Annotated in this window: 18 protein-coding genes; 11 read left to right on the top strand and 7 right to left on the bottom strand. The window is 65.2% G+C overall.

The features are described from left to right. Positions 1-22: 22 nt before the first annotated feature. Both ABY42_RS15175 and ABY42_RS15170 read left to right on the top strand, forming a co-directional pair. On the top strand, positions 23-1,888 hold the full coding sequence (locus ABY42_RS15175) for a DUF1349 domain-containing protein (protein ID WP_082220699.1): 1,866 nt from the start codon (positions 23-25) through the stop codon (positions 1,886-1,888). 157 nt (positions 1,889-2,045) lie between these two features. Further along, positions 2,046-3,167: a Gfo/Idh/MocA family protein gene (locus tag ABY42_RS15170; protein WP_050459975.1), complete on the top strand. Its 1,122-nt coding sequence runs from the start codon at positions 2,046-2,048 to the stop codon at positions 3,165-3,167. Positions 3,168-3,280: 113 nt separating this feature from the next. On the opposite strand, the gene ABY42_RS15165 is transcribed toward ABY42_RS15170, so the two are convergent. Further along, on the bottom strand, positions 3,281-4,396 hold the full coding sequence (locus ABY42_RS15165) for an ABC transporter ATP-binding protein (RefSeq protein WP_004971547.1): 1,116 nt from the start codon (positions 4,394-4,396) through the stop codon (positions 3,281-3,283). Beyond that, the gene (locus ABY42_RS15160) at positions 4,393-5,454 is read right to left on the bottom strand and encodes an ABC transporter ATP-binding protein (protein WP_050460214.1); all 1,062 of its coding nucleotides are present in this window, start codon (positions 5,452-5,454) and stop codon (positions 4,393-4,395) included. Before ABY42_RS15160 ends, ABY42_RS15165 begins: the two co-directional genes overlap by 4 nt. Before the next feature lie 215 nt (positions 5,455-5,669). On the opposite strand from ABY42_RS15160, the gene ABY42_RS15155 reads away from it, so the two are divergent. Then, a complete protein-coding gene (locus ABY42_RS15155; RefSeq protein ID WP_004971551.1) occupies positions 5,670-5,888 on the top strand; it encodes a hypothetical protein in 219 nt (72 codons plus the stop codon). Between the two features lie 233 nt (positions 5,889-6,121). On the opposite strand, the gene ABY42_RS15150 is transcribed toward ABY42_RS15155, so the two are convergent. After that, complete coding sequence (locus ABY42_RS15150) at positions 6,122-8,248, bottom strand: ABC transporter permease subunit (RefSeq protein WP_004971552.1); 2,127 nt, start codon at positions 8,246-8,248, stop codon at positions 6,122-6,124. Positions 8,249-8,455: 207 nt separating this feature from the next. Continuing rightward, positions 8,456-10,552, bottom strand: coding sequence for an ABC transporter substrate-binding protein (locus ABY42_RS15145; protein WP_050459973.1), 2,097 nt, complete (start codon positions 10,550-10,552; stop codon positions 8,456-8,458). Positions 10,553-10,706: 154 nt separating this feature from the next. On the opposite strand from ABY42_RS15145, the gene ABY42_RS15140 reads away from it, so the two are divergent. The 3 genes from ABY42_RS15140 (at position 10,707) to ABY42_RS15130 (ending at position 14,146) form a co-directional block, all read left to right on the top strand. Next, positions 10,707-10,949, top strand: a complete 243-nt coding sequence (locus ABY42_RS15140) for a hypothetical protein (protein WP_229722663.1) — start codon at positions 10,707-10,709, stop codon at positions 10,947-10,949. 490 nt (positions 10,950-11,439) lie between these two features. Beyond that, positions 11,440-12,495, top strand: coding sequence for an alpha/beta hydrolase family protein (locus ABY42_RS15135; protein ID WP_050460213.1), 1,056 nt, complete (start codon positions 11,440-11,442; stop codon positions 12,493-12,495). 112 nt (positions 12,496-12,607) lie between these two features. Continuing rightward, complete coding sequence (locus ABY42_RS15130; protein WP_050459972.1) at positions 12,608-14,146, top strand: glycoside hydrolase family 28 protein; 1,539 nt, start codon at positions 12,608-12,610, stop codon at positions 14,144-14,146. A gap of 48 nt (positions 14,147-14,194) precedes the next feature. Here ABY42_RS15130 and ABY42_RS15125 read toward each other — a convergent pair whose 3' ends face one another. Together ABY42_RS15125 and ABY42_RS15120 are read right to left on the bottom strand one after the other, a co-directional pair. Next, on the bottom strand, positions 14,195-15,571 hold the full coding sequence (locus ABY42_RS15125; RefSeq protein ID WP_004971559.1) for a DUF362 domain-containing protein: 1,377 nt from the start codon (positions 15,569-15,571) through the stop codon (positions 14,195-14,197). A gap of 24 nt (positions 15,572-15,595) precedes the next feature. Beyond that, positions 15,596-16,744: a Gfo/Idh/MocA family protein gene (locus ABY42_RS15120; protein ID WP_004971560.1), complete on the bottom strand. Its 1,149-nt coding sequence runs from the start codon at positions 16,742-16,744 to the stop codon at positions 15,596-15,598. A gap of 376 nt (positions 16,745-17,120) precedes the next feature. On the opposite strand from ABY42_RS15120, the gene ABY42_RS15115 reads away from it, so the two are divergent. From ABY42_RS15115 to ABY42_RS15095, 5 genes are all read left to right on the top strand, one after another. Next, positions 17,121-19,220, top strand: a complete 2,100-nt coding sequence (locus ABY42_RS15115) for a DUF1349 domain-containing protein (RefSeq protein WP_197092943.1) — start codon at positions 17,121-17,123, stop codon at positions 19,218-19,220. A gap of 99 nt (positions 19,221-19,319) precedes the next feature. Next, positions 19,320-20,426, top strand: a complete 1,107-nt coding sequence (locus ABY42_RS15110) for a Gfo/Idh/MocA family protein (protein WP_004971564.1) — start codon at positions 19,320-19,322, stop codon at positions 20,424-20,426. A gap of 103 nt (positions 20,427-20,529) precedes the next feature. Beyond that, positions 20,530-21,297, top strand: a complete 768-nt coding sequence (locus ABY42_RS15105; RefSeq protein WP_004971565.1) for an IclR family transcriptional regulator — start codon at positions 20,530-20,532, stop codon at positions 21,295-21,297. Positions 21,298-21,989: 692 nt separating this feature from the next. Further along, positions 21,990-22,166 carry a hypothetical protein gene (locus ABY42_RS15100; protein ID WP_231608354.1) on the top strand — a complete coding sequence of 59 codons (177 nt, stop codon included), beginning with the start codon at positions 21,990-21,992 and terminating at the stop codon, positions 22,164-22,166. A gap of 115 nt (positions 22,167-22,281) precedes the next feature. Beyond that, positions 22,282-22,683, top strand: coding sequence for a hypothetical protein (locus ABY42_RS15095; RefSeq protein WP_004971569.1), 402 nt, complete (start codon positions 22,282-22,284; stop codon positions 22,681-22,683). 29 nt (positions 22,684-22,712) lie between these two features. Here the strand turns inward: ABY42_RS15095 and ABY42_RS15090 are convergent, their stop codons facing one another. After that, positions 22,713-23,846, bottom strand: coding sequence for an ABC transporter ATP-binding protein (locus tag ABY42_RS15090; protein ID WP_050459970.1), 1,134 nt, complete (start codon positions 23,844-23,846; stop codon positions 22,713-22,715). Positions 23,847-23,855 lie beyond the last annotated feature (9 nt).

Here is a 23,855-nt window from a genome sequence, read left to right as displayed (position 1 = left end):
TGAGTCTTGTTGGTGTCATAACATGACTCCCAACAGACGCACGTTCTTGCGTGCACTCGGAGCAGGTAGTATCGGTACCGTCGCGACGTTCAGCGGAACCGCTGCGGCGGCGACCACCGTCACTGTCGAGGGGGCGGGCGAAGACATCTGGGACGCCGCGGACGGGTTCCACTACTATTACGAGGAAGTGAGCGGCGACTTCGACGTCGTCGTCCACAACACCGCCTTGGAGAACACCGATAGCTGGGCCAAAGCGGGCCTCATGGTCCGGCAGACGCTGAACGCCGACGCCGAGAACGCCATGGTTCGCCGCCGACCCAACGGCGAGGCGTCGCTCCAGTGGCGCTCGGCCGCCGGCGCGGACACGGTCAGCACGACGTCCGACGGCGGGAGCGGCGAGAGCGAGGTGAGCGGCGGGTCGATTACCGCCGACTGGCTCCGCCTCACACGAAGCGGTGACACGATTTCCGCGTACGGGTCGACCGACGGGAGCAACTGGACGCTCATCGCCGACATCGCCCCCGGCGAAATCGACTTCGCGGAGGACGCCTACGTCGGCCTCGCGGTGACGAGCCACAGCGCCGGCACGCTCTCGACGGCCGAGTTCGAGAGTCTCTCCGGCCTGTCGCCGTCGAGCAACGGCGACGTGGGCGACGTGGACGTGGCCGGTAGCGTCTCGACCAGCGACGGCGGCGGCGGGTCCGGCGACGGTGGCTCGGACGACGGCGGATCGGGCGACGACACGTCTGGCGGGTCCTACTTCGACGTGGACGCCGGGTTCGCTGACGCCTCGTGGTTCGACGACAGCGTGACCGTTCACCGCGTCCAAGAGGCGACCGAGAGCGCCGTCCGCGCGGCGTTCGAGGCGAGCGGCCCGCGCCTCGTCGTCTTCGAGGCCAGCGGCGTCGTCGACCTCGGCGGCGGCGACCTCTCTATCACGAACGACAAGTGCTGGGTGGCCGGCCAGACGGCTCCCTCGCCGGGCATCACCTTCATCAACGGGATGATTCAGGTCGACGCGAACGACTGCGTCGTCCAGCACCTCCGCATCTTCCGCGGGGAAGACGGCGGCGCGGCCGAGGGCGCGGACCCGATGAACAACGCCGACGACACCTCGAACGTCATCTTCGACCACTGCAGCGCCTACTGGGGCCGCGACGAGAACCTCTCTGTCGGCTACAACACGAGCGACACGACCTTCGCGAACTGCCTCGTCGCCGAGGGGCTCGACGAACCCGAGGAGAACTCCAACGGCTCGCTCGTCGGTAACGGCGCGCAGAACGTCGCCATCCTCGGCACGGTCTACGCCGCGAACAACGACCGCAACCCGCGGCTGAAAGACGACACCCAGTCGGTCATCGCCAACAGCATCGTCTACTACTTCGACAAGGCCATCTGGGCGTCTCCCGGCGCTCAGTCCAGCGTCGTCGGCAACGCGTACCTGGGACGGTTCGACTGGTCCGACGCGATTGTCAAGGGCGACGGCAGCGTCTACATCGAAGACAACATCGTCGCCGACCCCGGCCTGAACGGGCGGACGTTCTGTTCGGCCACGCAACTCGGTTCGCGGCCTCTGTGGCCGAACGGGCTCACCGCGATGCCCGCCACCGATGTCGAGAGCCACAACCTCGCGTACGCGGGCGCTCGCCCGGCCGACCGCATCAGCCACGAGCAGCGCGTCATCGACAACATTCGCAACCGAAGCCTCGACACCGACGTCTCGGACCCGGCGAACGCCCCCGGCATCCCCGGCGACGAGGGCGAAGTCGGCGGCTACCCCGACCACGGCGGAAGCACGCGCTCGCTTTCGGTCCCCGACAGCGGTCTGCGCGACTGGGTCGACCAGTGGGCGCTCGCCGTCGAAGAGTCGGGCGCGAGCCCTCCCTGACCCGCCGTGCTGACACGACTGTAGACGCACCCCGACTCGAATCGAGACTCGACCAGCCGCCGTGTGCGCCATCTTTTCCAGTTGTGACAACTGCTTGACGACGCTCTCGCGCTCGCCCCGTCAACAACTATTAGGACTTCTCCCGCGTCGCCCCGGTATGGAGAGTGTGACTCTCGGTATCATCGGTTGTGGAGCCATCAGCGACGTGTACTTCGAGGCGGGGAACCGCTTCGACGCCCTCGACATCGTCGCCTGCGCCGACCTCGATGCGGACCGCGCGGAATCGAAGGCGGACGAGTACGGCGTCCCCCGCGTCCTCCCGACTGAGGACCTGCTCGCAGACCCCGAAATCGACGTTGCGGTCGTGCTCACGCCGGCGGGAACCCACGGCGACCTCGTGTCCGCCGCCCTCCGAGCGGGCAAGCACGCCTACACAGAAAAGCCGCTCGCGGCGACCAAGGCCGAGGGCGAGGCGATTCTGGAGACCGCCGCCGAGCGCGGACTGACCGTCGGCGTCGCGCCCGACACCGTTCTCGGCACCGGTATCCAGACCTGCCGCGACCTCATCGACGAGGGCCGCATCGGCGACCCCGTCGGCGCGACGGCGTTCTGGTCGAACCACGGCCACGAGCACTGGCACCCGGACCCCGACGGCTTCTACGCGGAGGGCGGCGGCCCGCTTTTCGACATGGGGCCGTACTATCTCACGTCGCTCGTGACGCTCCTCGGCCCGATTCGGTCGGTCGCCGGGACCGCGAACACGCCGTTCGCAGAGCGCGAGATAACGAGCGAGCCGCGCCGCGGCGAGCGGATTCCGGTGTCGGTGCCGACCCACGAGACGGCCGTCGTGACCTTCGAGAACGGCGCGACGGGGACGCTTCTGACGAGTTTCGACGTGTGGGGGTCCGAACTACCGGGGTTCGAGATTTACGGGACCGAGGGGACGCTGAGCGTCACCGACCCCAATCGGTTCGACGGGACGCCCCGCGTCCACCTCAGCGACGACGACGACGGCGAGTGGCGAGAGATTTCCGTCGAGCGCGACCACCCCGGCCAACAGCGCGGCCTCGGCCTCGTCGACCTCGCGTACTCGCTCGACTCCGACTGGGACCACCGGACCAGCGGCGACCTCGGGTTCCACGTCCTCGAAGCGATGGACGGCATCCGCGAGTCCGCCGAGGAGGGCGCGTACGTCGAACTCTCGGCGCAGTGCGGGCGTCCCCCGTCGGTTCCCGACGGCTTCCCGACTGAGGTCGGACCCGCGGGCGACGCGGAGTGAATTCGGGAGTGAACGCAGGAATCGGTGCGGGAGCGAAAACAGGCATCGGTGCCGGTACCGGTTTCGGTGTTGGCGACGGCGTCTGAACAGCAGTCTCAATCGAGGCTTTTCTTTCAGTCGGCCGGTTGTTCCGCGTCGTCCGCGACGTCGATGTCGAGGTCGTCGGTGAGCGGCTCGCTGTTCCGGTAGTCGATTCTGTCGTGCGCGTCGAAGCAGGCCGCCTCGTGGCGGTCAGACGGGCCGCTCATGCCGGAGAGGTCCGGCGTGTTCGACGTGCAGTACTCCCGCGCCTCGGGACAGCGGGTGTGGAACCGACAGCCGCTCGGCGGGTTCTCCGGGTCCGGGATGTCGATTTTCCTGACCGGCGGCGTCTCGATGGGGTCGTTTATCTCCGAGAGGCCGGAGGTCGCCCACAGGAGGCTCTTGGTGTACGGGTGCTGGGGGTTCTTGATAATCTCGTCCGCCGGGCCGATTTCGACGATACGGCCGAGGTACATGACGGCGATGCGGCCGTCGGCGCGACCGGCGAGGTACCGGGCGTTCGCCATGTTGTGCGAGATGAAGACGAACGAGGTGCTGAACATCTCCTGCAGTTCGAGGAGGAGGTCCATCAGGTTCACCCGCAGCGACACGTCGAGGGCGCTCACGGCCTCGTCGGCGAGGATGAGGTCCGGTTCGAGGAGCATCGACCGGACGATGACGGTCCGCTGGGCCTCCCCGCCGCTCAGTTGGTGGGGGTACCGAGAGGCGTAGTCGTCCGCGGGCGTGAGCCCGACCGTGTCGAGCATCTGGTGGACGAGCTCCCGGCGCTCGACGAGGTTGAGCTCCGGCCGCCACTTCTTGAGCGCCGGGTTGAGGTTCTTGAATATCGTCCGGTTGGGGTCCAGCGAGTTCCCGGCGTCCTGGTGGACCATCTGGAGCGACTTCCGAATCTCCTTGTACGGGATGTCGCCGGGTTCGAGGTCGGACTTCCAGATGTCCTGTCCGCGGAAGCGGACCGTCCCCGAGGTGGGGCGCTGGAGGCCGATCATGGCCTTTCCGAGCGTCGTCTTGCCACAACCGGACTCGCCGACGAGCGCGACCACGTCGTTCTCGCCGATGTCGAGCGAGACGTTGTCGACGGCGCGGACGACGCCCTTGTCGTCGCCGAGGAATCGGTCGAGGATGCCATTGTTGCCGCCGAAGTGGACGCTCAGGTCGTCGACGCGGAGCAGGGGGTCGTCGCTCATTTCGACACCTCCTTCTTGAGGGGAATCGTCTCGCGGGCTTCGTCGGTGTAGAAGCAGGCGGCCCCGTGGTCCTCGGACACCTCGATGAGGTCCGGGTTCGTCTCCCGGCACTGCTCGTCGGCGAGCGGGCATCGGGTGTGGTACGAACAGCCCTTCGGGACGTTCAGCGGGTCGGGACTCGTCCCCTCGATGGACGCCATCTCGTCGAGGTCGGCGTCGATGTCGGGTATCGAGTTGAGTAGCTCCCGCGTGTAGGGATGGGCGGGGTCCATGACGATGTCCTGCACCGGGCCGAGTTCGAGCAGTTCGAAGGCGTACATCACCGCGAGGCGGTCGGAGATGCGCGCGACGTGGCTCAGGTCGTGCGTCACGATGACGATGGTGAGGTCGTACTCGGTTTTCAGCTCCGAGAGGAGCTTCAGAATCGACTGCTGCATCAGGAGGTCGAGCGCGGCGGTCGGCTCGTCCATCACGAGCACGTCGGGGTCGAGGATGAGGCTCAGCGCGATGAGCGCGCGCTGTTTCATCCCGCCGGACAGCTCGTGGGGGTACGCGTCGAGGACGCGGTCGGGTTCGAGGTGCACGTCGGAGATGAGCTGTCGGGCGCGCTCCATCCCCTCTTGGATGTCGTAGTCGTGCGCGCGGAGCGTCTCGACGAAGTGGTCGCCGATGCTGAGCGTCGGATTGAACGAGTCGAGCGCCCCTTGGACCACCATGGAGACGCGCTCCCAGCGGAACCGGCGAAGCTCCTCCTTGCTCAGGTCGTTGACCTTGATGGGCTCGCCGCCCTCCGGCGGGTTGAACACCACGTCGCCGGTGAGCGTCCCCGGCGAGTCGATGGCGTCGAGCATGGAGTCCGCCAGCATCGACTTGCCGGAGCCCGACTCGCCGACGACGCCGAGGACTTCTCCCCGCCGGACGTTTATCGACACGTCGTCGAGGACTCGGGCGTCCCCGCGTTCCATCGCGAACGCGACGCTCGCGTTCGTTATCTCTAGCACGTTGTGCTCGGCCGTCGGTTCGTCTGGCATCTTCTGTTTGGTGTGTTGTGTCGCCATGGTCAGTCCCTCTCGTCGGTTCGTACGGCGGGCGAGCGACCCCACCCGTCACGCGTGCCTATCGTCAACATGTGACCGTAGTAGGAATCTATCACGTTCAATACTACTTAATACTTTCCGCCGCCGCAGTCGAGGAGCGCCGATATCGGAGTCTTCGCCGGGTTCGGCTGCCGATACCGGCAAACTATAAGTTCGTCCGCGATGTCCGTGCTGACATGGCGCAAGCGCAAACGCGACAGAACGTGCTGTGGACAGTTCGCTCCAAAATCGGCGGTATCACCTCGACGGTGGTCTTCCTCGGCGCGCTGTTGATTCTCTTCGGTGCCGCACTTCAGACCGGCGTCTGGGCGGGAATGTTCGGAATAATCGGTGGATTGCTGGTGTTCGTTGCCGTCGCGTTCCGGGTACTGCTCTGGGCGTACCGGCTGTTCTGATCACATCATGGTGAATCCGTAGTACACCCCGACGAGCAGGATTACGAGTATCACGAGGCCGAGCAGGTACCGCGTCGTATTTCCTTCTTTCTCCACTTTCATGGTTGAAGTCCGTTTCGTAGGTCGATAGCGCGTGTGTTAACCTTTTCCCTGAGACAGCGTGGCACGACCGCTCTCGGGTCGAGATAATCGAAAAAAACAGCGACGCGAAACGGACCGGCTGGTCCGGTCGGTCAGTCCGCGGCCGGTGCGGCACCGTCGCCGCCTTCCGAGCCGCCGCGACCGCCTTCCATGTCGTCGGTCGAGACGGTGGCCGCGTGCCGCGCGCGGAGGCGGGGGTTGAACAGTCGGTCCGTCCCCTGCGCGAACAGCTGGAGGCCGTACGTCATCGTGACGATGAACAGTATCGGCGCGAGCAGCCAGTGGAAGCGGTCCATGCCGGACAGCGCGCCGCCGTTGCGGGCGATGTTGAGGACGACGCCCCAGTTGCTCGTCGTGAACGGCAGCACGCCGATGAAGTACAGGCCGACGGACTCCATCAGGATGTTCCGCATGGAGCCGACGGTCCCCATCGTCAGCATCGGCATGAGCCGGGACATGACGTTCTTCGAGAGGATGCTCGACGTTGGCAGTCCGAGCACGCGCGAGGCCTCGACGTGGGACTCACTGCGGATAGTGAGCACCTGCGAGCGGAGCTGTCGGGCCAACCGTGGCCAGTTGTCGATGGCCAGCACGAACCCGACGAACACCGGGCTCTTCGGTTCGAGAATCACGGCGAGGACGATGACGAGCGCCAGGCCGGGGATGTTCATCATCACGTCCGTCACCGTCATGAGCACCTTGTCGATGACGCCGCCGAGGTAGCCGGCCGTGACTCCGAGAAGGATGGCCAGGCCGAGCGTCACCGCCGCGCCCGACAGCATCATGATGAGCATCGGGCGGGTCGCGAGCACCTGCTGTGCGAGGAGGTCGCGGCCGATGTCGTCGGTGCCGAGCGGGTAGCGCATGTTCTCCAGCGGTTGCAGGAGAATCGGCCCCTGCATCGGCCTGACTTCGGGGACGATGTACGGCCCGAACAGCCCGAGGAAGCCGAAGATGCCGAGGATTATCGCGCCGACCCGCGCCCGCGGGGAGGTCCAGATGATGCGGAACGGGGTCAGGAGGCTCTGGTCGATTCGCTCTCTGATGTATTCTCCGCGCGAGAAGTCGGAGCTATCGACGTCGAAGCTCATCGCGCCGCTGGCCGAGATGCGGTTCCCTTCGATGCGGTCGTCGATGGTTTCCGTCTCGTCCGCGCCGCCGCCCCGCAGGCGGTTGACGAACCGCTGGAGCGTCTCGCGGTACGACCGCGAGTAGGACTCGCGCTGGGTGTGCCCGGCGCGGGGGTCGATGAAGCCGTAGGTGAAGTCGGCGATGAGCAGGCCGACGACGGTGACGATGGTAAACAGGATGACCGCCGCCATGACCGTCGTGTAGTCCCGCGCCATCGTGGCTTCGTAGAAGTAGAAGCCCATGCCGCGGTAGCGGAATATCTGCTCCATGATGACCGACCCGCCGAACAGGCTGGCGAGGCCGGCCATGAGGCCGGTGTACATCGGCAGCATCGAGTTCCACCCGATGTACCGAAGTTGAATCCGGCTGTCGGGCAGTCCCCTGAGCTCCGCCACGTCGACGTAGTCCTCACCGATGATGCGGGTACAGTGCGCGCGGAACTCGAGGCCGCCCCACGAGGTCAGCGCGAACGACATGATAGGCAGCGCCGCGTGCCGCAGCACGCTGGCCATGAACTCGATGTTGAACCCGGGCGTGAGCGCGTTGTCGTACCGCCCCCCGTTGGGGAAGAACTCGGTACCGAATCCGAGCGTGAATAGCAGTACGAGCCCGACGATGTAGTACGGGACGGCGTCGGAGAAGATGACGAAGTAACTCCCGACCACGTCCCAGGTGTCGCCCTCGTGGACGGCGAGGAAGCCGCCGATGAGAAACACCATGATGGTGCCGATGACGAGGGCGAAAAGCGAGACGAACATCGTCCACGGGATCGCCGGTCCGAGCACGCTCCAGACCGGGTCCGCGTAGAAGATCGACCGTCCGAAGTCCAGTTGCGCGACCGATACGATGTACTCGACGTACGCCTGCAGCATCGGCTTGTCCGGGTTGACGTTCGAGTACATCTCGACCATCTGGTTGAGGCGGGTCGACGAAACCGCCCCTCCGGACCGCTGTCTGATCTGCGCGGCGATGTAGTCCATCGGTCCGCCCGGTATGAGCCGAACCGTCACGAACGAGAACGTGATCGCCGCCCAGACCGTTATCAGGGCCTGCGCTATCCGGCGCACGTAGTAATTTTTCTCGACCATCCTTGCTAGTTCTTACCTCTCATGTGGGTACTTAATCATTATGAATAGGGCTACTTTCGTCCGCACTCGTCCGAACCGACCTCGCCGTCGTCGCGTCCGGAGGCGGCGCGTTGCGCCTCCGGACGGGGAGTTCACCGTATGGCTGATACGTTCTGGCTGATTTGGTGAGACGACGGTTTCTCGTTCAGGTGGCGGCGCCCGACGCGGTTACTCCCCTCCCTCCGCCGGGTGGAAGTATTCCGTTCCCATCTTGGCCATGTACTGGCAGTAGGAGTACTGCCCGATCTCGACGATCTCGTAGCGGTACGCCGGGTTCAGGTTGTTGTTCGGCGGCTTCGTCGCCCAGTTGTCGTGATTCAGCCAGTAGCCGCCCGTGCCGCCCTCCTCGTTGATGAGCATCATCGGGAGCGACTGGTTGAATATCCACGAGACTTCCGCGACCTTCTGTCTGCGCTCTTCGTCCGACATCTGCGTCCGAAGCTCGTTGAGCTTGTCGATGACGTCGACTTCCTGGAGGTCGCCGGCCGGGTCGCCGATGGGGTACGGCACCTCGACGACGCGGTCCATCGCCCAGCTGTCGTTGCTCGGAAGCGGCTGTCCGGACAGCGACTCCTGGACTCTGAAGGAGTTCGAGAAGCCGAGGAACGGCGGGCCGGACTTCGCGCCGCCCCAGTTGTCGAACAGCAGCTCCCAGTCGCCGGATTCCATGGTCTTGCCGGCGCGGATAGTCGCCTCCTGTGCGGTCACTTCCGTCTGCAGACCGAAACTGTCCAGGTAGGACTTCGCGATCTGTGCGAACCGCAGGGCCATCGGCTCCTCGTCGGACGTCGCCGTGTAGAACCGAAGGGTGACGTTCTCCCCGTTCGGGTCCTTCCAGCGGTTGCCCGACTTCGAGAAGCCGGCGGCCTCGAGGAGTTCGGTCGCCCGCTGTTCGTCCACGTCGTCTTCCGTGTGGGCGTACCGCTCGAGCTTCGCGAGGTCGCCGCTCGGCCAGTTCGAGTTCCCGCCGAACCACGGCACTTCCTTGTCCTGCCCGATGCCGGACGGAATGCGGTCTTCGACCCAGTAGGTGCCGTAGTCCGGAACCCACTCGACGAGCGGCTTCCGGGGGACGATGTGGTGAATCGCCTTCCGGACGCGCGGGTCGCCGGTGATGTCGCTCTGACAGTTGAGCAGGACGCCCATCGCCCCGCTGCGCATCTGCGGCGTAATCTGGTCCTCGGAGAGGCTGTCGGCCGGCCCCCACCCGTTCTCCTTGAGTCGGTCACGAGCGGACTGCGACTCCGGCGGGTAGCTCACGTCGATGACGCCCTCCTGCATCGCCTTGGTCCGCTGTTGCTGGTTCGGGTAGCGGTGCCAGTCGAGGCTGTAGTCTATCATGTCGCCCGTAATCTCGCCGTTCGACCACTCGGCGTCGCTGAAGGGACTGACGTAGTCGTCGTAGGGTTCGAAGTGCGCGACGTTCTCCTCTCCGCTGACGAACTCCCAGACGGAGTTCCCCGGGACGTTCGCGTTGTCCCAGACGTTCTGTTGGACCGCCTGCATCAGCTCCTGTTGGGCGGAGGTCCGCTCCGACTCGGTGGTGGCGTCGTCGAACATCTCGGCGTACTTCCCCCAGATGTCTCGGTGCGCCCAGAGCCACGCGCGGCGCTTCATGTGACCGAACTCGAATATCTCTCGGCTGATGTCGGGCTCGACCAGGTCGAACGTGAGTTCGTACTTCCCGGTCGTCTCCACGTTCTCGTACAGCGGTTGCGCGCCGTAGCCCTTGTGGACGGTCTGCATCAGCTTGCCGATTTTGAGCTGGGTCGCCACGTCCTCCGCGGTCAGGTCGTCGCCGTTGTGCCACGTGTAGGAGTCGCGGACGTTCCACGCGACCTGTCCGCTGTCGGCGTACTCCCAGTCCTCGATGACCATCCCTTTCGTCTTGTTCGACACCTTGTCGTGGACGGCCAGTTGGTCGAACATCGCCCAGTACCACCGGAACGAGAAGTTCGCGGCGTTGCCGTACGGATTGAACCGGGCGTTCGTCGGCGCGAGCGAGATGATGTGGTCGAGCGTTCGACCCGACGACTGACCGTTCGAATCGCCCTCGGTCGTCGTGCTCCCGCCGCCACCACCCTCGTTTTCGAGGGGAGTCGGCGTGTCTTCGTTACCACCACTACTACAACCGGCTAGCGCGGCGGCGCCGGCCGTGGCACCGAACGCGTTTCGAAGCAGACGACGGCGCGTCTGTGGCGATACGTCTTCCCACTCGTCGTCGCTGATCCACTTGTCGGACTCAGCGCTGCTTTGCGAATCCATCACACAGTACCCATTATGACTATCCCATATATACCCATCGATAATGGTAATTATCCAATGACACTATTTGATTACGCGGTCGCGCCCGTGGCTCTCGCGACGCGCGGGGCGGTCCCCCAAAGGACTATTATCCCGTTTTGCGAAATCGCCGGTAATGGGAACCTCAGAACGGTCGTACTTCAAATGTTGGATCTGCCGAAAGAAGATGCTGTGGACGAGCGTGCTCTCGTTTACGCTGCTCATCGTCGTCCTCGGCCTTCTCGCGATGACGGGCATCGAGCGCGGGACCGCGTCGTACGTCGTCCTCATGATGGACTTCGCCCTCGCCGGCGTGCTCCTCGCGACTGTCGGCGTCGTCTTCTGGCGGTGCGGCTACCTGAGTGACGCCCTCGACTGAACGCTCTCGGCTCTCTGTTTTCTCCCGTCGTCTCCCCCGACTCGGCTCACCGCTGTTCTTCATATCATAGTATCACTTTCATCGCTACCTCGCCGCAGTCTCCCGATTTCTGTGCCTAATTTGTAACCGAGATGTTAGTTTTTGTTCGCGTATGGGGAACTCGATATCCGAATTCGGTTGGGCGTCCTCGCTGAGTGGCGTCCCAGTCACCGCCGCGAACATCAGAATCGTGGTTTTTGAGGCCTCTACTAGGTGAAATTGGGCTCGATTCGGTTCGGTACGCGCCGTGACGACGCTACAACCGTAATGCTCAATTCCCCGGTTTCAGGTCGGTCCGCGCTCCATCGAAAACGACCGAAAATCGGCGAGTCATGGGTTTTACGCCCGGTTTTCCTCGCATCCGGCCATGTTCGCCTACGGGGAACAATCTGCCGGTCCGCGACGTCGACACGCACTTGTGAACCCGTCGCGTTCGTCGGAACGACACCGAATGACTGGCTTCGACTACGACGACTGGTTCGACGGCGTCCTCCGAGCGCCCGACAGCTCGGCCGCGTACGCGGGCGAGACAGGACAGGAATTCGAGGCGTGGCAGGAGTCGTTCCGCGCCGAACTGCGCGACGTGCTCGGATTTCCGGCGATGCGCGACAGCGCCGTCGAGGACATCGACCCGCGGCGACGGGAGCGTCCGGAAGCGACGGTTCGACACCGGAGTTACGAGCGACAGACGTGGAGCGTCCGCACCGAACGGGGGTTCCGCGTCCCGTTCTACCTGCTTCTCCCCGACTCGGTGGACCCGCCGTACCCCGTCGTCGTCGCGCTTCACGGCCACACCGAACACGGTAAAGACCTCGCCGCCGGCGTCGCCGAGGGCGAGGCGGCCGGCCGTCACATCGCCGACGACCGACGAGACATGGCCCGACAGGCGGTCCGGCGGGGCTTCGCCGTCGTCGCTCCCGACATGCGCGCCTTCGGCGAGTTATCACCCGACACATCCGACGACTCGGATTCGCCCGACGCCGTCAGCGCGTGTACGCGCTGGCAGAAGCGCGCCCAACTCCTCGGCCGGTCGCTCGTCGGCGAGCGCGTGTGGGACGTGCGCCGTCTGGTCGACTTCGTCGAGGGACACTCCGCGCTTGACGCCGGCCGACTGGCCGTCTGCGGCCACTCCGGCGGCGGGACCGTCGCGCTGCTCGCGGGCGCGCTCGACGACCGAATCGGGCACGTCGTCGCCTGCGCGTCGGTCTGTCCGTTCGAGGACTCCATCGTCCCCATCGACCACTGTCTGTGCAACTACGTCCCCGGCCTCCGACGACTCGGCGAGGCGTGGGACATCGCCGGCCTCGTCGCCCCGCGGTCGCTCCGCATCGTCGCGGGCGAATCCGACCCCATCTTCCCGATAGCCGGAACGAGACGGGCGTTCGACCGCATCCAGGGTCGGTACTGCGCCGCGGATGCTGAGGGGAAGTGCAGTCTCTTCGTCGGCGACGGCGGCCACCGCTTCTTCGAGGCGGGCGCGTGGCCCTTCCTGCGCGACCGACTCTGAGCCGGCGCGCTGTCCCCGACCCCGCTTCCGTCTCTCGCCTCGCGTCGCCGATACCGGTGCCTCGTGGTACCCCGGCACAACGTTTATCAACGCGCTCGCGGATGCTTCAGGCGTGACTCTCGAACAGCGGAACGTTCGCGACTACGGTATCGACGACGACGATTCGCTCGACACGGCGGCGATTCAGGCGGCGCTCGACGACTGCGCCGGCGAGGGCGGCGAGGTGTATCTCCCGCCGGGGACGTACCGAAGCGCCCCGCTCCGCGTCGGCGACGACACGACCTTCAGACTGGCAAACGGGGCGGAACTCCGGTTCGTCCAGGACTTCACCGAGTTCCCGACGGTCGAGAGCCGCTGGGAAGGGTGGGACCAAGACGGCTTCCACCCGTGTCTCCACGTGGCCGACGCCTCGAACGTCACCATCACCGGCGAGGGCGTCATCGACGGCGGCGGTTCGTACTGGTGGGAGTTCGTGTCGTTACCGCCCGAGCAGTACCCGGCCGAGCTCGCCGAGCGACTCGAGGAGATTCGACGCGGCAACCAACAGGACGAGGTGAGCACGTTCACGGTGCGTCCGCCGCTGCTCCAGATAGACGGCTGTGAGAACGTGACCGTCTCCGGCGTGACGCTCCGGAACTCCCCGTTTTGGAACACGCACGTCGTCTACTCCGACGACGTAACGATTCACGACGTGTCGATTCAGAACCCGCCGGACGCCCCGAACGGTGACGGCATCGACATCGACTCCTCGCGCTTTGTCAGGGTCAGCGACACCCACATCGACGCCGGCGACGACGCCATCTGCCTGAAGTCCGGCAAGGACGAGCAGGGCCGCGAGGTCGGACGCCCGACCGAGAACGTCGTCGTGACCAACTGCACGGTCGAACACGGCCACGGCGGCGTCGTCATCGGGAGCGAGACGGCCGGCGACGTGCGGCACGTCACCGTCACGAACTGCACCTTCACCGACACCGACCGCGGCATCCGCATCAAGTCCAAGCGCGGCCGCGGCGGGACGGTCGAGGACCTCCGGTTCGACACCATCGTCATGCGCCGCGTCGCCTGCCCGTTCGTCATCAACGGCTACTACCAGACGGACATCGACAGCGACCCCGAGCCCGTCACCGAGGCGACGCCGAACGTCCGAAACGTCGACTTCCACCACATCACCGCCGAGGAGGTCGAGTCGGCGGCGTTCCTCGCCGGCCTCCCCGAACAGCGCTTCGAGGGCATCTCCTTTACCGACGTGGACATCGACGCGACCCGCCCGTTCGACGCCTCGGACCTCTCGCCGGCGATGGCGAAAGGGTACGACCAGCGACACGGCGTCTTCTGTAAGTCGCTCGGCAGCGTCTCGTTCCGAGACGTTCGCGTGACGGTCCCCGACGGGAGCGGGACCCCACTGACCGCGGAAGCGAGTTCGACCGTCGTCCTCGACGGCTTCGAAGCCGAGTCCGACGAGGGACCTGCCGTCGAGGCAGCCGGCGTCGAGAACCTCCGAATCGGCGGCTGCGTCGCCCCCGACGACGGCGAGCCGTTCGCCCGCGTCCGCGACGGCGAGGCCGACGAGCCCTCGGTACTCCTCGCCGGCAACTACGGCGACATGGACGAGGCCGTCGTCTCGGTGCAGCCAGAGACGGTCGAGCAGTAGGCGACGCCCGACGCACTCGTTTTTCCGAAAAAGACGCGCTCGCGTTCTTCAGTCCCGGAGCGACGGCGCGGCGAACTGACCGGCCTCGAACGCTATCGGCGAGGGTTCCTCGACCACGCGCAGGTCGTCTCGCTCGCGGGCTTCCTCGACGAGCGCCGGCGAGGCGTACAGCCGGTGGAGATGCATGGTGTCGGCCGCGCGGACGACGCGGACCGTGTCGGGGTCGACGACGCCGATTGTCGACAGCGCGGCGACCACGCCCGCGCGGTCGGTCTCGACGACGGGCGGGAGCTTCACGCCGCGGATGGTGCTCGCGGTGAGCGCGTTGATGAGCGTTGTCTGCGCGTCCAACTCCGCGACGATGTCCTCGTGAATCACGTCGGCCGACCCGACGCCCATCGCGTTGCCGTGGGTCTTCTCGGTCAGCCCGTGGGTGTAGATGCGCTTGATGTTCGGCTTCTCGGGCGCGGGCTCGTTGATGGAAAACGGCCGGCGGCCGATGACGTTCGTGTCCATCCCCTGCCCGCTAATCTCCTTGCCCTGCCGGTCGAAGACGACCAAATCGAGCTCCTCGAACGGGAGCTTCGGCATCAGTTCGTACGCGGTTTCGAGCAGTTCGCGCTCGCGGTCGAGGAAGCCCGACGGGGGGACGCCCTCGATGAGCGTGGTGTCGTCGTGCTGGTCTTCCACGACGGCGACGCCGCCCACGATGGGAAGCGAGTCCAGCAGTTGCTCGGTTATCTCGGGAATCATCCGCCGGAACGACCAGTCGACGGCCCACTTGTGGGCGATTTGCGCGCCGCGCTGTTTGCCCATGCCGATGACGAGCATCTTCGACAGCCCGCTTTCGACCTCGCCGTCGAAGTCCGTGTGTGGCTTGACGCGGTTGATGGGGACGATGGCGTCCGCGCCCGCGGCGTTGGCGTCGGCGACCACGGGCACGTCGCGGTCCGGCGTGCGCCCGACCTCCACGACCTCCATGCTGGACCGAATCTCGCAGCCGATTCGCTCCTCGGTGATGCCGAGTTCGTTCAGCATCTCCCGCTGTCCCTCGCCGGTCGCGCCGCCGTGGCTCCCCATCGCGGGGAAGACGAACGGCTCGTAGCCCGCCTCGGAGACGGCGTCGACGACGCCCGCGACGATGTCGGGTATGTTCGCGATACCGCGGCTCCCGACGCCGAGCGCGACCTCGCCGCCCTCGGGAACGTCCGCGAACGACAGCGCGGCGACGGCCTTCGCGGCCGCCTCCGGCACGTCGGCCGCCGGAATGGGATTCGTCTCCCAGACTTGTTCGATGATACCTAACTCGGGGAGCGAGGGGTTACCGCACGCTTCGAGGATAACGTCTTCCGGGACTGAGAGCCAGTCTACGGGGTTCTCGTCGCCATCTGTGTGCATGCGGAACTCGACGGCCGAGTTCGACATAAAACTGTTCGTCGGGGGGCCTCTCTACACGCTGAGGTCGTCGAGGACGACGCGGCGGCCCTCCTCTGAGGACCGATAGCTCGCCTCTGTGAGCTGGACGCCCCGAGCCCCGGCGGTGAAGTCCCACGGGAACGGTTCGTCGGCGACGACGTGCCGGATGAACTTCTCCCACTGGAGCTTGAACGCGTTCTCGAACACCTGATTGTTCGGGACGCCCGTCCAGTCCTCGTAGAAGTCGTGTTCCTTCGGCGTGTCGGGGTTCCACTCCGGTTTCGGCGTGTTCGCGTGCCCCTGCGTCTTGCAGTCGCGCAGGCCGGCGACCGCGCTTCCCTCGGTCCCGTCGACCTGAATCTCGAGGAGGTCGTCGCGGTTGACGCGGACGGTCCACGAGGAGTTGAGTTGGGCGACGATGTCGTCTTCCAGCTCCATGATGGCGTAAGCGGCGTCGTCCGCGGTCGCCTCGTAGGACTCGCCGTCCTCGTCGATTCGCTCGTCGATGTGGGTCTTCTGGAGACAGCGGACGGACTCCACCTCGCCGAAGAGGTTCTCCAGCACGTAGCTCCAATGGGAGAACATGTCGTCGACGATGCCGCCGCCGTCTTCGGCGCGGTAGTTCCACGAGGGGCGCTGCGCCTCCTGGCCGTGACCGGTGAACACCCAGTAGCCGAACTCGACGCGCACCGAGAGGATGTCGCCGAAGAAGTCCTGTTCGATGAGCCGCTGGAGCTTCAACAGCCCGGGCAACCAGAGTTTGTCCTGGACGATACCGTGTTTCACGTCGCTCTCTTCGGCCATCCCGGCCACGTCGAGCGCGGCGCTGAGGTCGCTCGCGAGCGGTTTCTCGCAGTAGACGTGCTTCCCGGCGTCGATAGCCTTCATGACGCTGTCCGGGCGGCGGGGGGTTATCTGCGAGTCGAAGTACACCTCGTCGTCGCCGTCGAGACACGTCTCGAGGTCGGGGTCGACGGTCCAGCGGTCGATACCGTGTTCCTCGCTCAGTTCGCGGAGTTTGCGTTCGTTACGGCCGACGAGAAGCGGGTCGGGCATTACTCGTTCCCCGCTGGGAAGTTCCACGCCGCCCTCCTCGCGCAGCGCGACGATGGAGCGGATGAGATGCTGGTTCGTTCCCATCCGGCCGGTCACGCCGTTCATGATGATACCTAGCTCTTGCATGTGCTGACTCGTTGCACCAATCTGCTGGTCGGAGTGTAATAACTTTTTGCATGGTTTCGGTTTCCGCCGGAACGATTCGCGCGCCTGACCGTCGCCTGCACCCGCGAGCCGTCGATTACGACGATGTCCGACAGCGCGTAACCGAGGACGCGTGTGATTGAGCGCCTCTATTCGAACATCTCGAACTTTATAAGGAATCGAAGATGTGTTACAAACATATGGGTGTAATAGATTATATCTCATCTCGTCATTTCGAACCGGCGTCGGCGTCATTCGTTCGACACTCTCGAACTTTATATGCTGTGCCGACCTCAGATTCAGGCTGCCATAAATTATAACAATCGTTGAATATGTTGTCTGTTCGAGTGATGCACTCATGAAACCCGACAGACGGACGTTCCTCCGCGTGCTCGGAGCAGGAAGTATCGGTGCGGCGACGACTGGCCTCTTCGGTGGCAGCGCCGCGGCCGCGACCGTGATTTCGATGCGGGGCGGCGGCGACGACATCTGGGGCACCGCCGACGCGTTCCACTACTACTACACGGAACTGAGCGGCGATTTCGACGTCGCCGTCCAGAACACCGGCATCGACAACGTCGAAAGCTGGACGAAGGCGGGGCCGATGGTCCGCGAGTCGCTCGACCCCGACTCGAAGAACGTCATGGTCCGTCGCCGGCCCAACGGAGAGGCGTCGATGCAGTATCGACCCGAAGACGGCGCTGAGACGGACAGCGTCGGCGGCACACCGGCCGACTGGCTCCGCCTCAAGCGAAGCGGAGACGCGATAGAGACCTACCACTCCACGGACGGCGAGACGTGGACGTCGATTAACACGCTCGACGCCGCCGACATCTCGCTGGGCGACAGCGTCTACGTCGGACTGGCGGTCACCAGCCACCTCTCGGGGACGCTCGCGACGGCGACGTTCCAGAGCCTCTCGGGGGTCGACCCCGACCGGAACCGCGATATCGGCGACGTCGAAGTCGCGGGGAGCGTGGAGAACACGACGGGCGTCCCGCTCGTCTCGACCGGCGACGTGACCGACGTCGGCCCCGGGTCCGCCACGCTCACCGGCGACCTCGGCGACCTCGGCGGTGCCGACTCCGCAGAGTGTTACTTCGAGTACCGGGAGGTACCCACCGAGTCGTGGAAGACCACGGATTCGACGGAACTCACTTCGTCGGGCGCGTTCAGCGTCGACGCCGACGACCTGACGCGGCGTCGCTACTACGAGGTTCGCGCGGTGGCGGACACGGCCGACGGCGACACCGCTCGGGGCTCGGTGTCCACGTTCAACACGCCGAACCCGTCGAACAGCAAGGTTCCGGCCCACGCCGGCCCGGACAGCGCGTCCCACTTCGGTCCGAGCGACGGGTTCGCCGAGGCCGCACCGTGGCTCGACGACGACACCCCGGTCATCGTGATAACCGAGCCGACCCGCCGCCAACTCGAAAAGGCGGTCACCATCGACGGCGAGCGACTGGTCGTCTTCGAGACCAGCGGAACGATCGACCTCGGCGTGCGCGACCTCCCGATTCCGTACGACAAGTGCTACATCGCGGGCCAGACCGCGCCCTCGCCGGGGGTCACGTTAGTCAAGGGTCGGGTGAATATCGGGGCGAGCGACTGCGTCCTCCAGCACGTTCGAGTCCGACTCGGCGACGCGGGCATCGAGGACGCGACCGAGGACTGGGCGCTCGACACGGTCAACACGGCCGACGAGACGACGAACAACGTCATCGACCACGTCTCCGCCTCGTGGAGCGTCGACGAGTGCCTCTCGGTCGGCTACGAGACCGCGGAGACGACCGTCTCGAACTGTCTCGTCGCCGAGGCGCTCGACGACTCGGTCCACCCGAAGGGCGAACACGGCTACGGGTCGCTCATCGGTAACGACGCGAAGAACGTCGCCATGCTGGGGAACGTCTGGGCGTTCAACACCGACCGCCATCCCAGACTCAAGGAGGGAACCGAGAGCGTCGTCGTCAACAACGTGATGTACGACTTCGAAGACGGCACCTGGCTTGACCCCGACACCGAGGCGAGCATCGTCGGCAACGCCTACCTCCGACCCAACTCGGACAAGGCGAACGTCTTCACCGAGGACGACGTGGACACCGCCGTGGCGTACCTCGAAGACAACCTCACCGACGGCGACGTGCCGATGGTCGACGAGAACGTGACTGTCGTCGATGAACGGCCGCTGTGGCCCGACGGACTGACGGCGATGTCGTCGGCCCGGACGCTCGACCACGACCTCGCGAACGTCGGCGCGCGCCCGGCCGACCGGACGGCGACCGACGAGCGAATCCTCGAAAACGTCGAAGCCGGGGAGAGCTACCTCGTCGACAGTCAGGAACAGGTCGGCGGCTACCCGGACCTTCCGGTCAACAGCCACGAGCTGAACGTCCCCAACGGCGGGACTCGCCCGTGGCTCCGGTCGTGGTCTCGTCGGGTCGAGACGCCGTCACACTAACCGCACGGGGCCGACGCACCGTCTGTCACCGCATCGTCCGCCGACGACTATCTTGCTTGTATCCGCACATTTTTAAATCATTTTCGGTGAACTACGTGTATGGGTACGAATATCGGATACATCGGTATCGACCACCACCACCGGGACCCCTACTTCGCGGTCGCGAGCGAGTTGGACGCGACGATTACCGCGGTCTGCGAGCCCGGCCGGCGGGTCGACGTGGAGAACATCGCGGCGATGGACGACCGGCCCGACGAAATCACGACCGAGGGACAGGACATGGCGGACCTCGTCGGCGGCGCGGCGGTCTACGAGGACCCGCACGAACTCGTCTCCGACGCCGACGTCGACGTGGCGTGGATAACCTACCGGAGCGACGAGACGCCGGCAATCATCGAGAGCGCCGTCGAGAACGGCGTTCACGTCGTCAGCGAGAAACCCATCGCTCGGACCGCCGCGGACCTCGAAGACATCGCCGAGCGGGCCAACGAGCTCGGCGTCACCGTCTCGCCGACGATGTACTACCGGCGTAACCCCGTCGCGATGGCGCTCCGCGACCGAGTTTCGGAGGGCTTCTTCGGCGACGTGTGGACGCTCGACGGCCGCTTCAACGCCAGCCAGCTCTCCTACCGGGACACCGACCACTACCTCTACGACCGGGAGACGAGTCGCGGCGGCGCGCTCCAGTGGATCGGCCCGCACTGGGTCGACGTGATGCCGTGGATTCTCGACGACCCCATCGCGCGGGTGAACGCCCGGTTCCACGACGCGGTCGAGGCGGACGTGGAAGCGGGGGCCGTCCTCCAGTTCGAGACCGAAAGCGGGACGCTCGGGACGTACCACACCGGCTACTACCTGAGCGACCGCGGCAAGGACACGCACCTCGGGCTCTACGGCACCGAGGGACAGGCGCTGACGCCGCTGCACCACGACTCGCTGCAGCACGAACCGACGGTCCCCCTCGACATCACCTCGGAACACCCCGACTGGACCGCCGCGCCGAAGCGGACCGTCGAGTTCGAGTTCACCTACGACCGGTTCCCGGCGTGGGGCGACTTCGTGCAGGACTACTTCGAGGACTACTTCGCGGGCTACGAGACCGGCGACGTGCCCGCGACCGTTGACGACGCCGTGCAACTGCTGCGCGTCCTCGATGCGGCCTACGAGTCCGGCGAGCGCGGCGGCTGGGTCGAAGTCGAGGGGTGAACGCGCTCGACGCCGTCGCGCCCGCCGGGCCACCCTGCGCCGCGGGGTCGACCAGTCGTTCGGCTATCCTGAACTTTAAATGTATGGCCGAAAATATTGAGCCATGCCAACGGATGACTCGCCCAAGACGCTCCGGACGACCGCCACCTCGATAGAGATTCTGAAGCAACTCGAAGCGATAGACGGCGCGCGAGTCTCCGAAATCGCCGAGCGGATGGACAAGCCCAAGAGCACGATTCACGGCCACCTCGCGACGCTCAAGCAGGAGCAGTTCGTCATCAAGGAGGGCGATTTCTACTTCATCGGCCCGGAACTGCTCCGACTGGGGAACCAAGTCCGGACGCGGGAGCCGGCGTTCGTCCTCGCGCGGCAGTTCACGGAGCGACTGTTCGAAGAGACCCGCCTCCGGTCGATTTTCACCGTCGAGATGGGAGGAAAGGCCGTCTTCCTGCACACCGCGTCGGGGAGTAAGATGGGGTGGTCCCACGAGCAACTCGGCAACCGACTGTTCCTGCACAACACCGCCGTCGGAAAGGCGATTCTCGCGGAACTCCCGGAGCCGCGCATCGAACAGATAGTCGACCGGTGGGGCCTCCCGCAGGAGACGGAAAACACCACCACCGACCGCGAGGCGCTGTTCGAGGAGTTAGAGCGCGTCCGCGACCAGGGCTACGCCGTCAACCGCGCCGAGAACTTCAACGAACTCTACGCTATCGGCGTCGCCGCGACGCGCCGCTCGGGCGACGTTATCGGCGGGTTCAGCGTCACGGGGCCGGCCCACTCGGTGACCGGCGAGGACAGGAAAGCCGAGCTCGCGCACACGGTCAAAGACATCGTCAGCGAGTTCGAACTGGAACTCGCGCTCGCGTGACTCGGGCGGGACCGACCCGGGTCGCTCGCCGCCGCCGACCGCTCTCCGGCCGTTCGGGACTGTCGAACATTATATACCCGCGATAGTTACAGCCGCTCTCCCCGCTGGATTATTACTGCGAATCAACAAATTACGCTCGTACGTCTGTAATATATTTTCGTAACGCGCCGCCGTGCTGAGCGAGCGTTCGGACGCAGTGACTGCACGTGCTCGATTACGCCCGGCGCAATCTCACTATCGGACAATTTACTTATTAACAATCCCATCAGAATTCAGTAATTTCTGAACACCGAGGCGTTATCTATCGACTCGCGTCCGACGGCATCCGAGAAACAACTACTCGGTCGCTGAAACGGCGAAGGCTAGCAGATAACCCGCCCGGACCGATTTTCGGCTCGGGCTCTCGGCACCGGTCGACACTGCCCCGAACCGCCAGGCTCGGCTCGCCACCGAGAACAATCCGTGAACGCCGAATAAATGGTTATTACGGCTCGTTCGTCTCTCTTTGTTGTCTCCCTGTACTTCGGAACCACGAATCGAGATTCGAGATATCGTCTCGTGAAATAACACTTCTATATGTATATCGAATATTTTACTATTATTTCGGTGTCCGCTCTCGGAATCCGCCGTGTTCGCTCGACGGCCGCCACCTTTTCTTCCGAGGAGTCGTTACCACCGATGCTATGGGCGTGATGAGCAAGCTTCGACGGCTGCTCGGCCTCGTAGAGGGACACGAAGACGACGTCGCCAAACAGATCGGAAAGCGAACGAAGGTGAGCGAGGAGAAGGCGAAGAAAGGCATCGAGAAGGCGACTGACGCGGTCGAAAGCGGTTCTGACGGCGGCTCGGGAGACCGGAGTAGCTACTGACCGACGGTGGCGTGACGAGTCGTGACGAGCCGTGACGGGCGGCCGGCCGGGAGGGTGCCCGCACCTGCACGCGTTTCGGCGAACCACTCATACCGTTCGGCCGCGCACACGGGTTATGCCCGAATCTCGCACGCCGTCGCTCGACGGACGAGTCTTCAAATCGGTCGCCAACGCCGAGGGCGGCGACGTCGGCGGCGACACCTACTTCTGGTTCGACCAGTCCGACGACCTGATTCACGCGACGTACCGCGGCGGAACCGTCAGGCTGGGCCACCTCGTCGGCCTCCGCCTCGACGACACGCTCGACTTCCGGTACTCCCACGTCACCGAGGACGGGACGACCGCGACCGGCCACTCGACCGACCGCATCGAGCGACTGGACGACGGTCGCCTCCGTCTCCACGAGGACTGGTCGTGGGACTCGAAACCGGGCTCCGGGACGAGCGTCCTCGAAGAGCTCACCGACGAGGAGCGGACGGGGCTGGACCTGTCGCCTGACTCCTTCGACGGACGGTAGTGACGGGGCCCGTGCCTGCCTCGCCCTCGTCAATCAGCTAGGGCGCTCTCAGTCACCTGCTCGGGTACTGACGAGTGGTACACGGCGTCGCCGTCCGAATCGAACAGGTGGAGTCGGTCCGTATCGACGGCGAGTTCGACGATGTCCCCGGCCGCAATTCGGCTCCGCGGCCCGACCTTGACTCGAATCTCCTCGTCGCCGAGGCGACAGTGCAAAAGCAGTAGCTCTCCGAGCGGTTCGGTGACCGTCACCTCGGCGGTGAACGACTCTGACGCCCCGGCACGGTTCGAGACGAGGGACACGTCTTCGGGCCTGACCCCGAGCGTGAGTCCGTCGTCGTCGATGCCGTCGAGTCCGGAGCCGGCGGGAAGTGTGAGCGAAAGCCCCGGTGCCGTTGCGACGTGTTCATCCCCTCGCTGTCGGACCGACGCGGGGATGAAGTTCATCGCGGGCTCGCCGACGAACCCCGCGACGAACTGGTTCGACGGGTAGTCGTACAGCTCCTGGGGGGCAGCGACCTGCTGGAGCCTCCCGTCTTCGAGCACGGCGACCCTGTCGCCGAGCGTCATCGCCTCCGTCTGGTCGTGGGTGACGTAGACGGTCGTCGTTTCGAGGTCGCGGTGGAGCTTGAGCAACTCGGCGCGCATCTGGACCCGCAGTTTCGCGTCGAGGTTCGAAAGCGGCTCGTCCATCAGGAACACGTCCGGTTCGCGGACGAGCGCGCGGCCGATAGCGACTCGCTGTCGCTCCCCGCCCGAGAGTTCCTTCGGTTTCCGGTCGCGGAGATGCGCGATGTCGAGCGTCTCGGTGGCCTCTTCGACGCGTCGCTCGATTTCGTCGCCGGAGAACTCGCTCGCAGACTTCATGCCGAACTTCATGTTCTCGGCCGCCGTCATATGGGGGTACAGCGCGTAGTTCTGAAACACCATCGCGATGCTTCGGTCCTTCGGCGGTACCTCGTTGACGACGCGGTCGCCGATGGCGATAGAGCCGTCCGTCACCGATTCGAGGCCGGCGAGCATCCGGAGCGTCGTCGATTTCCCGCACCCCGAGGGGCCGACGACGACGAGGAACTCGCCGTCGTCGATTTCGAGGTCGATACCCTTCACGGCGCGCACGTCGTCGTACGTCTTCCGCAGGTTCTGAATCGTGATGTCTGACATGGTGAGTTC

It is taken from the genome of Haloferax gibbonsii (assembly GCF_001190965.1).
GTDB lineage: Archaea > Halobacteriota > Halobacteria > Halobacteriales > Haloferacaceae > Haloferax > Haloferax gibbonsii.
This window is presented reverse-complemented; position numbering and strand designations above follow the sequence as displayed.

What these genes read in the sequence shown, in the direction of transcription:
- ABY42_RS15160 (WP_050460214.1), bottom strand. Translation starts at nt 5,454, where the DNA reads ATGGCGACACAACACACCAAACAGAAGATGCCAGACGAACCGACGGCC.
- ABY42_RS15100 (WP_231608354.1), top strand. Translation starts at nt 21,990, where the DNA reads ATGAGCAAGCTTCGACGGCTGCTCGGCCTCGTAGAGGGACACGAAGAC.
- ABY42_RS15150 (WP_004971552.1), bottom strand. Translation starts at nt 8,248, where the DNA reads ATGGTCGAGAAAAATTACTACGTGCGCCGGATAGCGCAGGCCCTGATA.
- ABY42_RS15110 (WP_004971564.1), top strand. Translation starts at nt 19,320, where the DNA reads ATGGGTACGAATATCGGATACATCGGTATCGACCACCACCACCGGGAC.
- ABY42_RS15120 (WP_004971560.1), bottom strand. Translation starts at nt 16,744, where the DNA reads ATGCAAGAGCTAGGTATCATCATGAACGGCGTGACCGGCCGGATGGGA.
- ABY42_RS15095 (WP_004971569.1), top strand. Translation starts at nt 22,282, where the DNA reads ATGCCCGAATCTCGCACGCCGTCGCTCGACGGACGAGTCTTCAAATCG.
- ABY42_RS15175 (WP_082220699.1), top strand. Translation starts at nt 23, where the DNA reads ATGACTCCCAACAGACGCACGTTCTTGCGTGCACTCGGAGCAGGTAGT.
- ABY42_RS15135 (WP_050460213.1), top strand. Translation starts at nt 11,440, where the DNA reads ATGACTGGCTTCGACTACGACGACTGGTTCGACGGCGTCCTCCGAGCG.
- ABY42_RS15090 (WP_050459970.1), bottom strand. Translation starts at nt 23,846, where the DNA reads ATGTCAGACATCACGATTCAGAACCTGCGGAAGACGTACGACGACGTG.
- ABY42_RS15145 (WP_050459973.1), bottom strand. Translation starts at nt 10,552, where the DNA reads ATGGATTCGCAAAGCAGCGCTGAGTCCGACAAGTGGATCAGCGACGAC.
- ABY42_RS15140 (WP_229722663.1), top strand. Translation starts at nt 10,707, where the DNA reads ATGGGAACCTCAGAACGGTCGTACTTCAAATGTTGGATCTGCCGAAAG.
- ABY42_RS15155 (WP_004971551.1), top strand. Translation starts at nt 5,670, where the DNA reads ATGGCGCAAGCGCAAACGCGACAGAACGTGCTGTGGACAGTTCGCTCC.
- ABY42_RS15170 (WP_050459975.1), top strand. Translation starts at nt 2,046, where the DNA reads ATGGAGAGTGTGACTCTCGGTATCATCGGTTGTGGAGCCATCAGCGAC.
- ABY42_RS15115 (WP_197092943.1), top strand. Translation starts at nt 17,121, where the DNA reads ATGAAACCCGACAGACGGACGTTCCTCCGCGTGCTCGGAGCAGGAAGT.
- ABY42_RS15125 (WP_004971559.1), bottom strand. Translation starts at nt 15,571, where the DNA reads ATGTCGAACTCGGCCGTCGAGTTCCGCATGCACACAGATGGCGACGAG.
- ABY42_RS15165 (WP_004971547.1), bottom strand. Translation starts at nt 4,396, where the DNA reads ATGAGCGACGACCCCCTGCTCCGCGTCGACGACCTGAGCGTCCACTTC.
- ABY42_RS15105 (WP_004971565.1), top strand. Translation starts at nt 20,530, where the DNA reads ATGCCAACGGATGACTCGCCCAAGACGCTCCGGACGACCGCCACCTCG.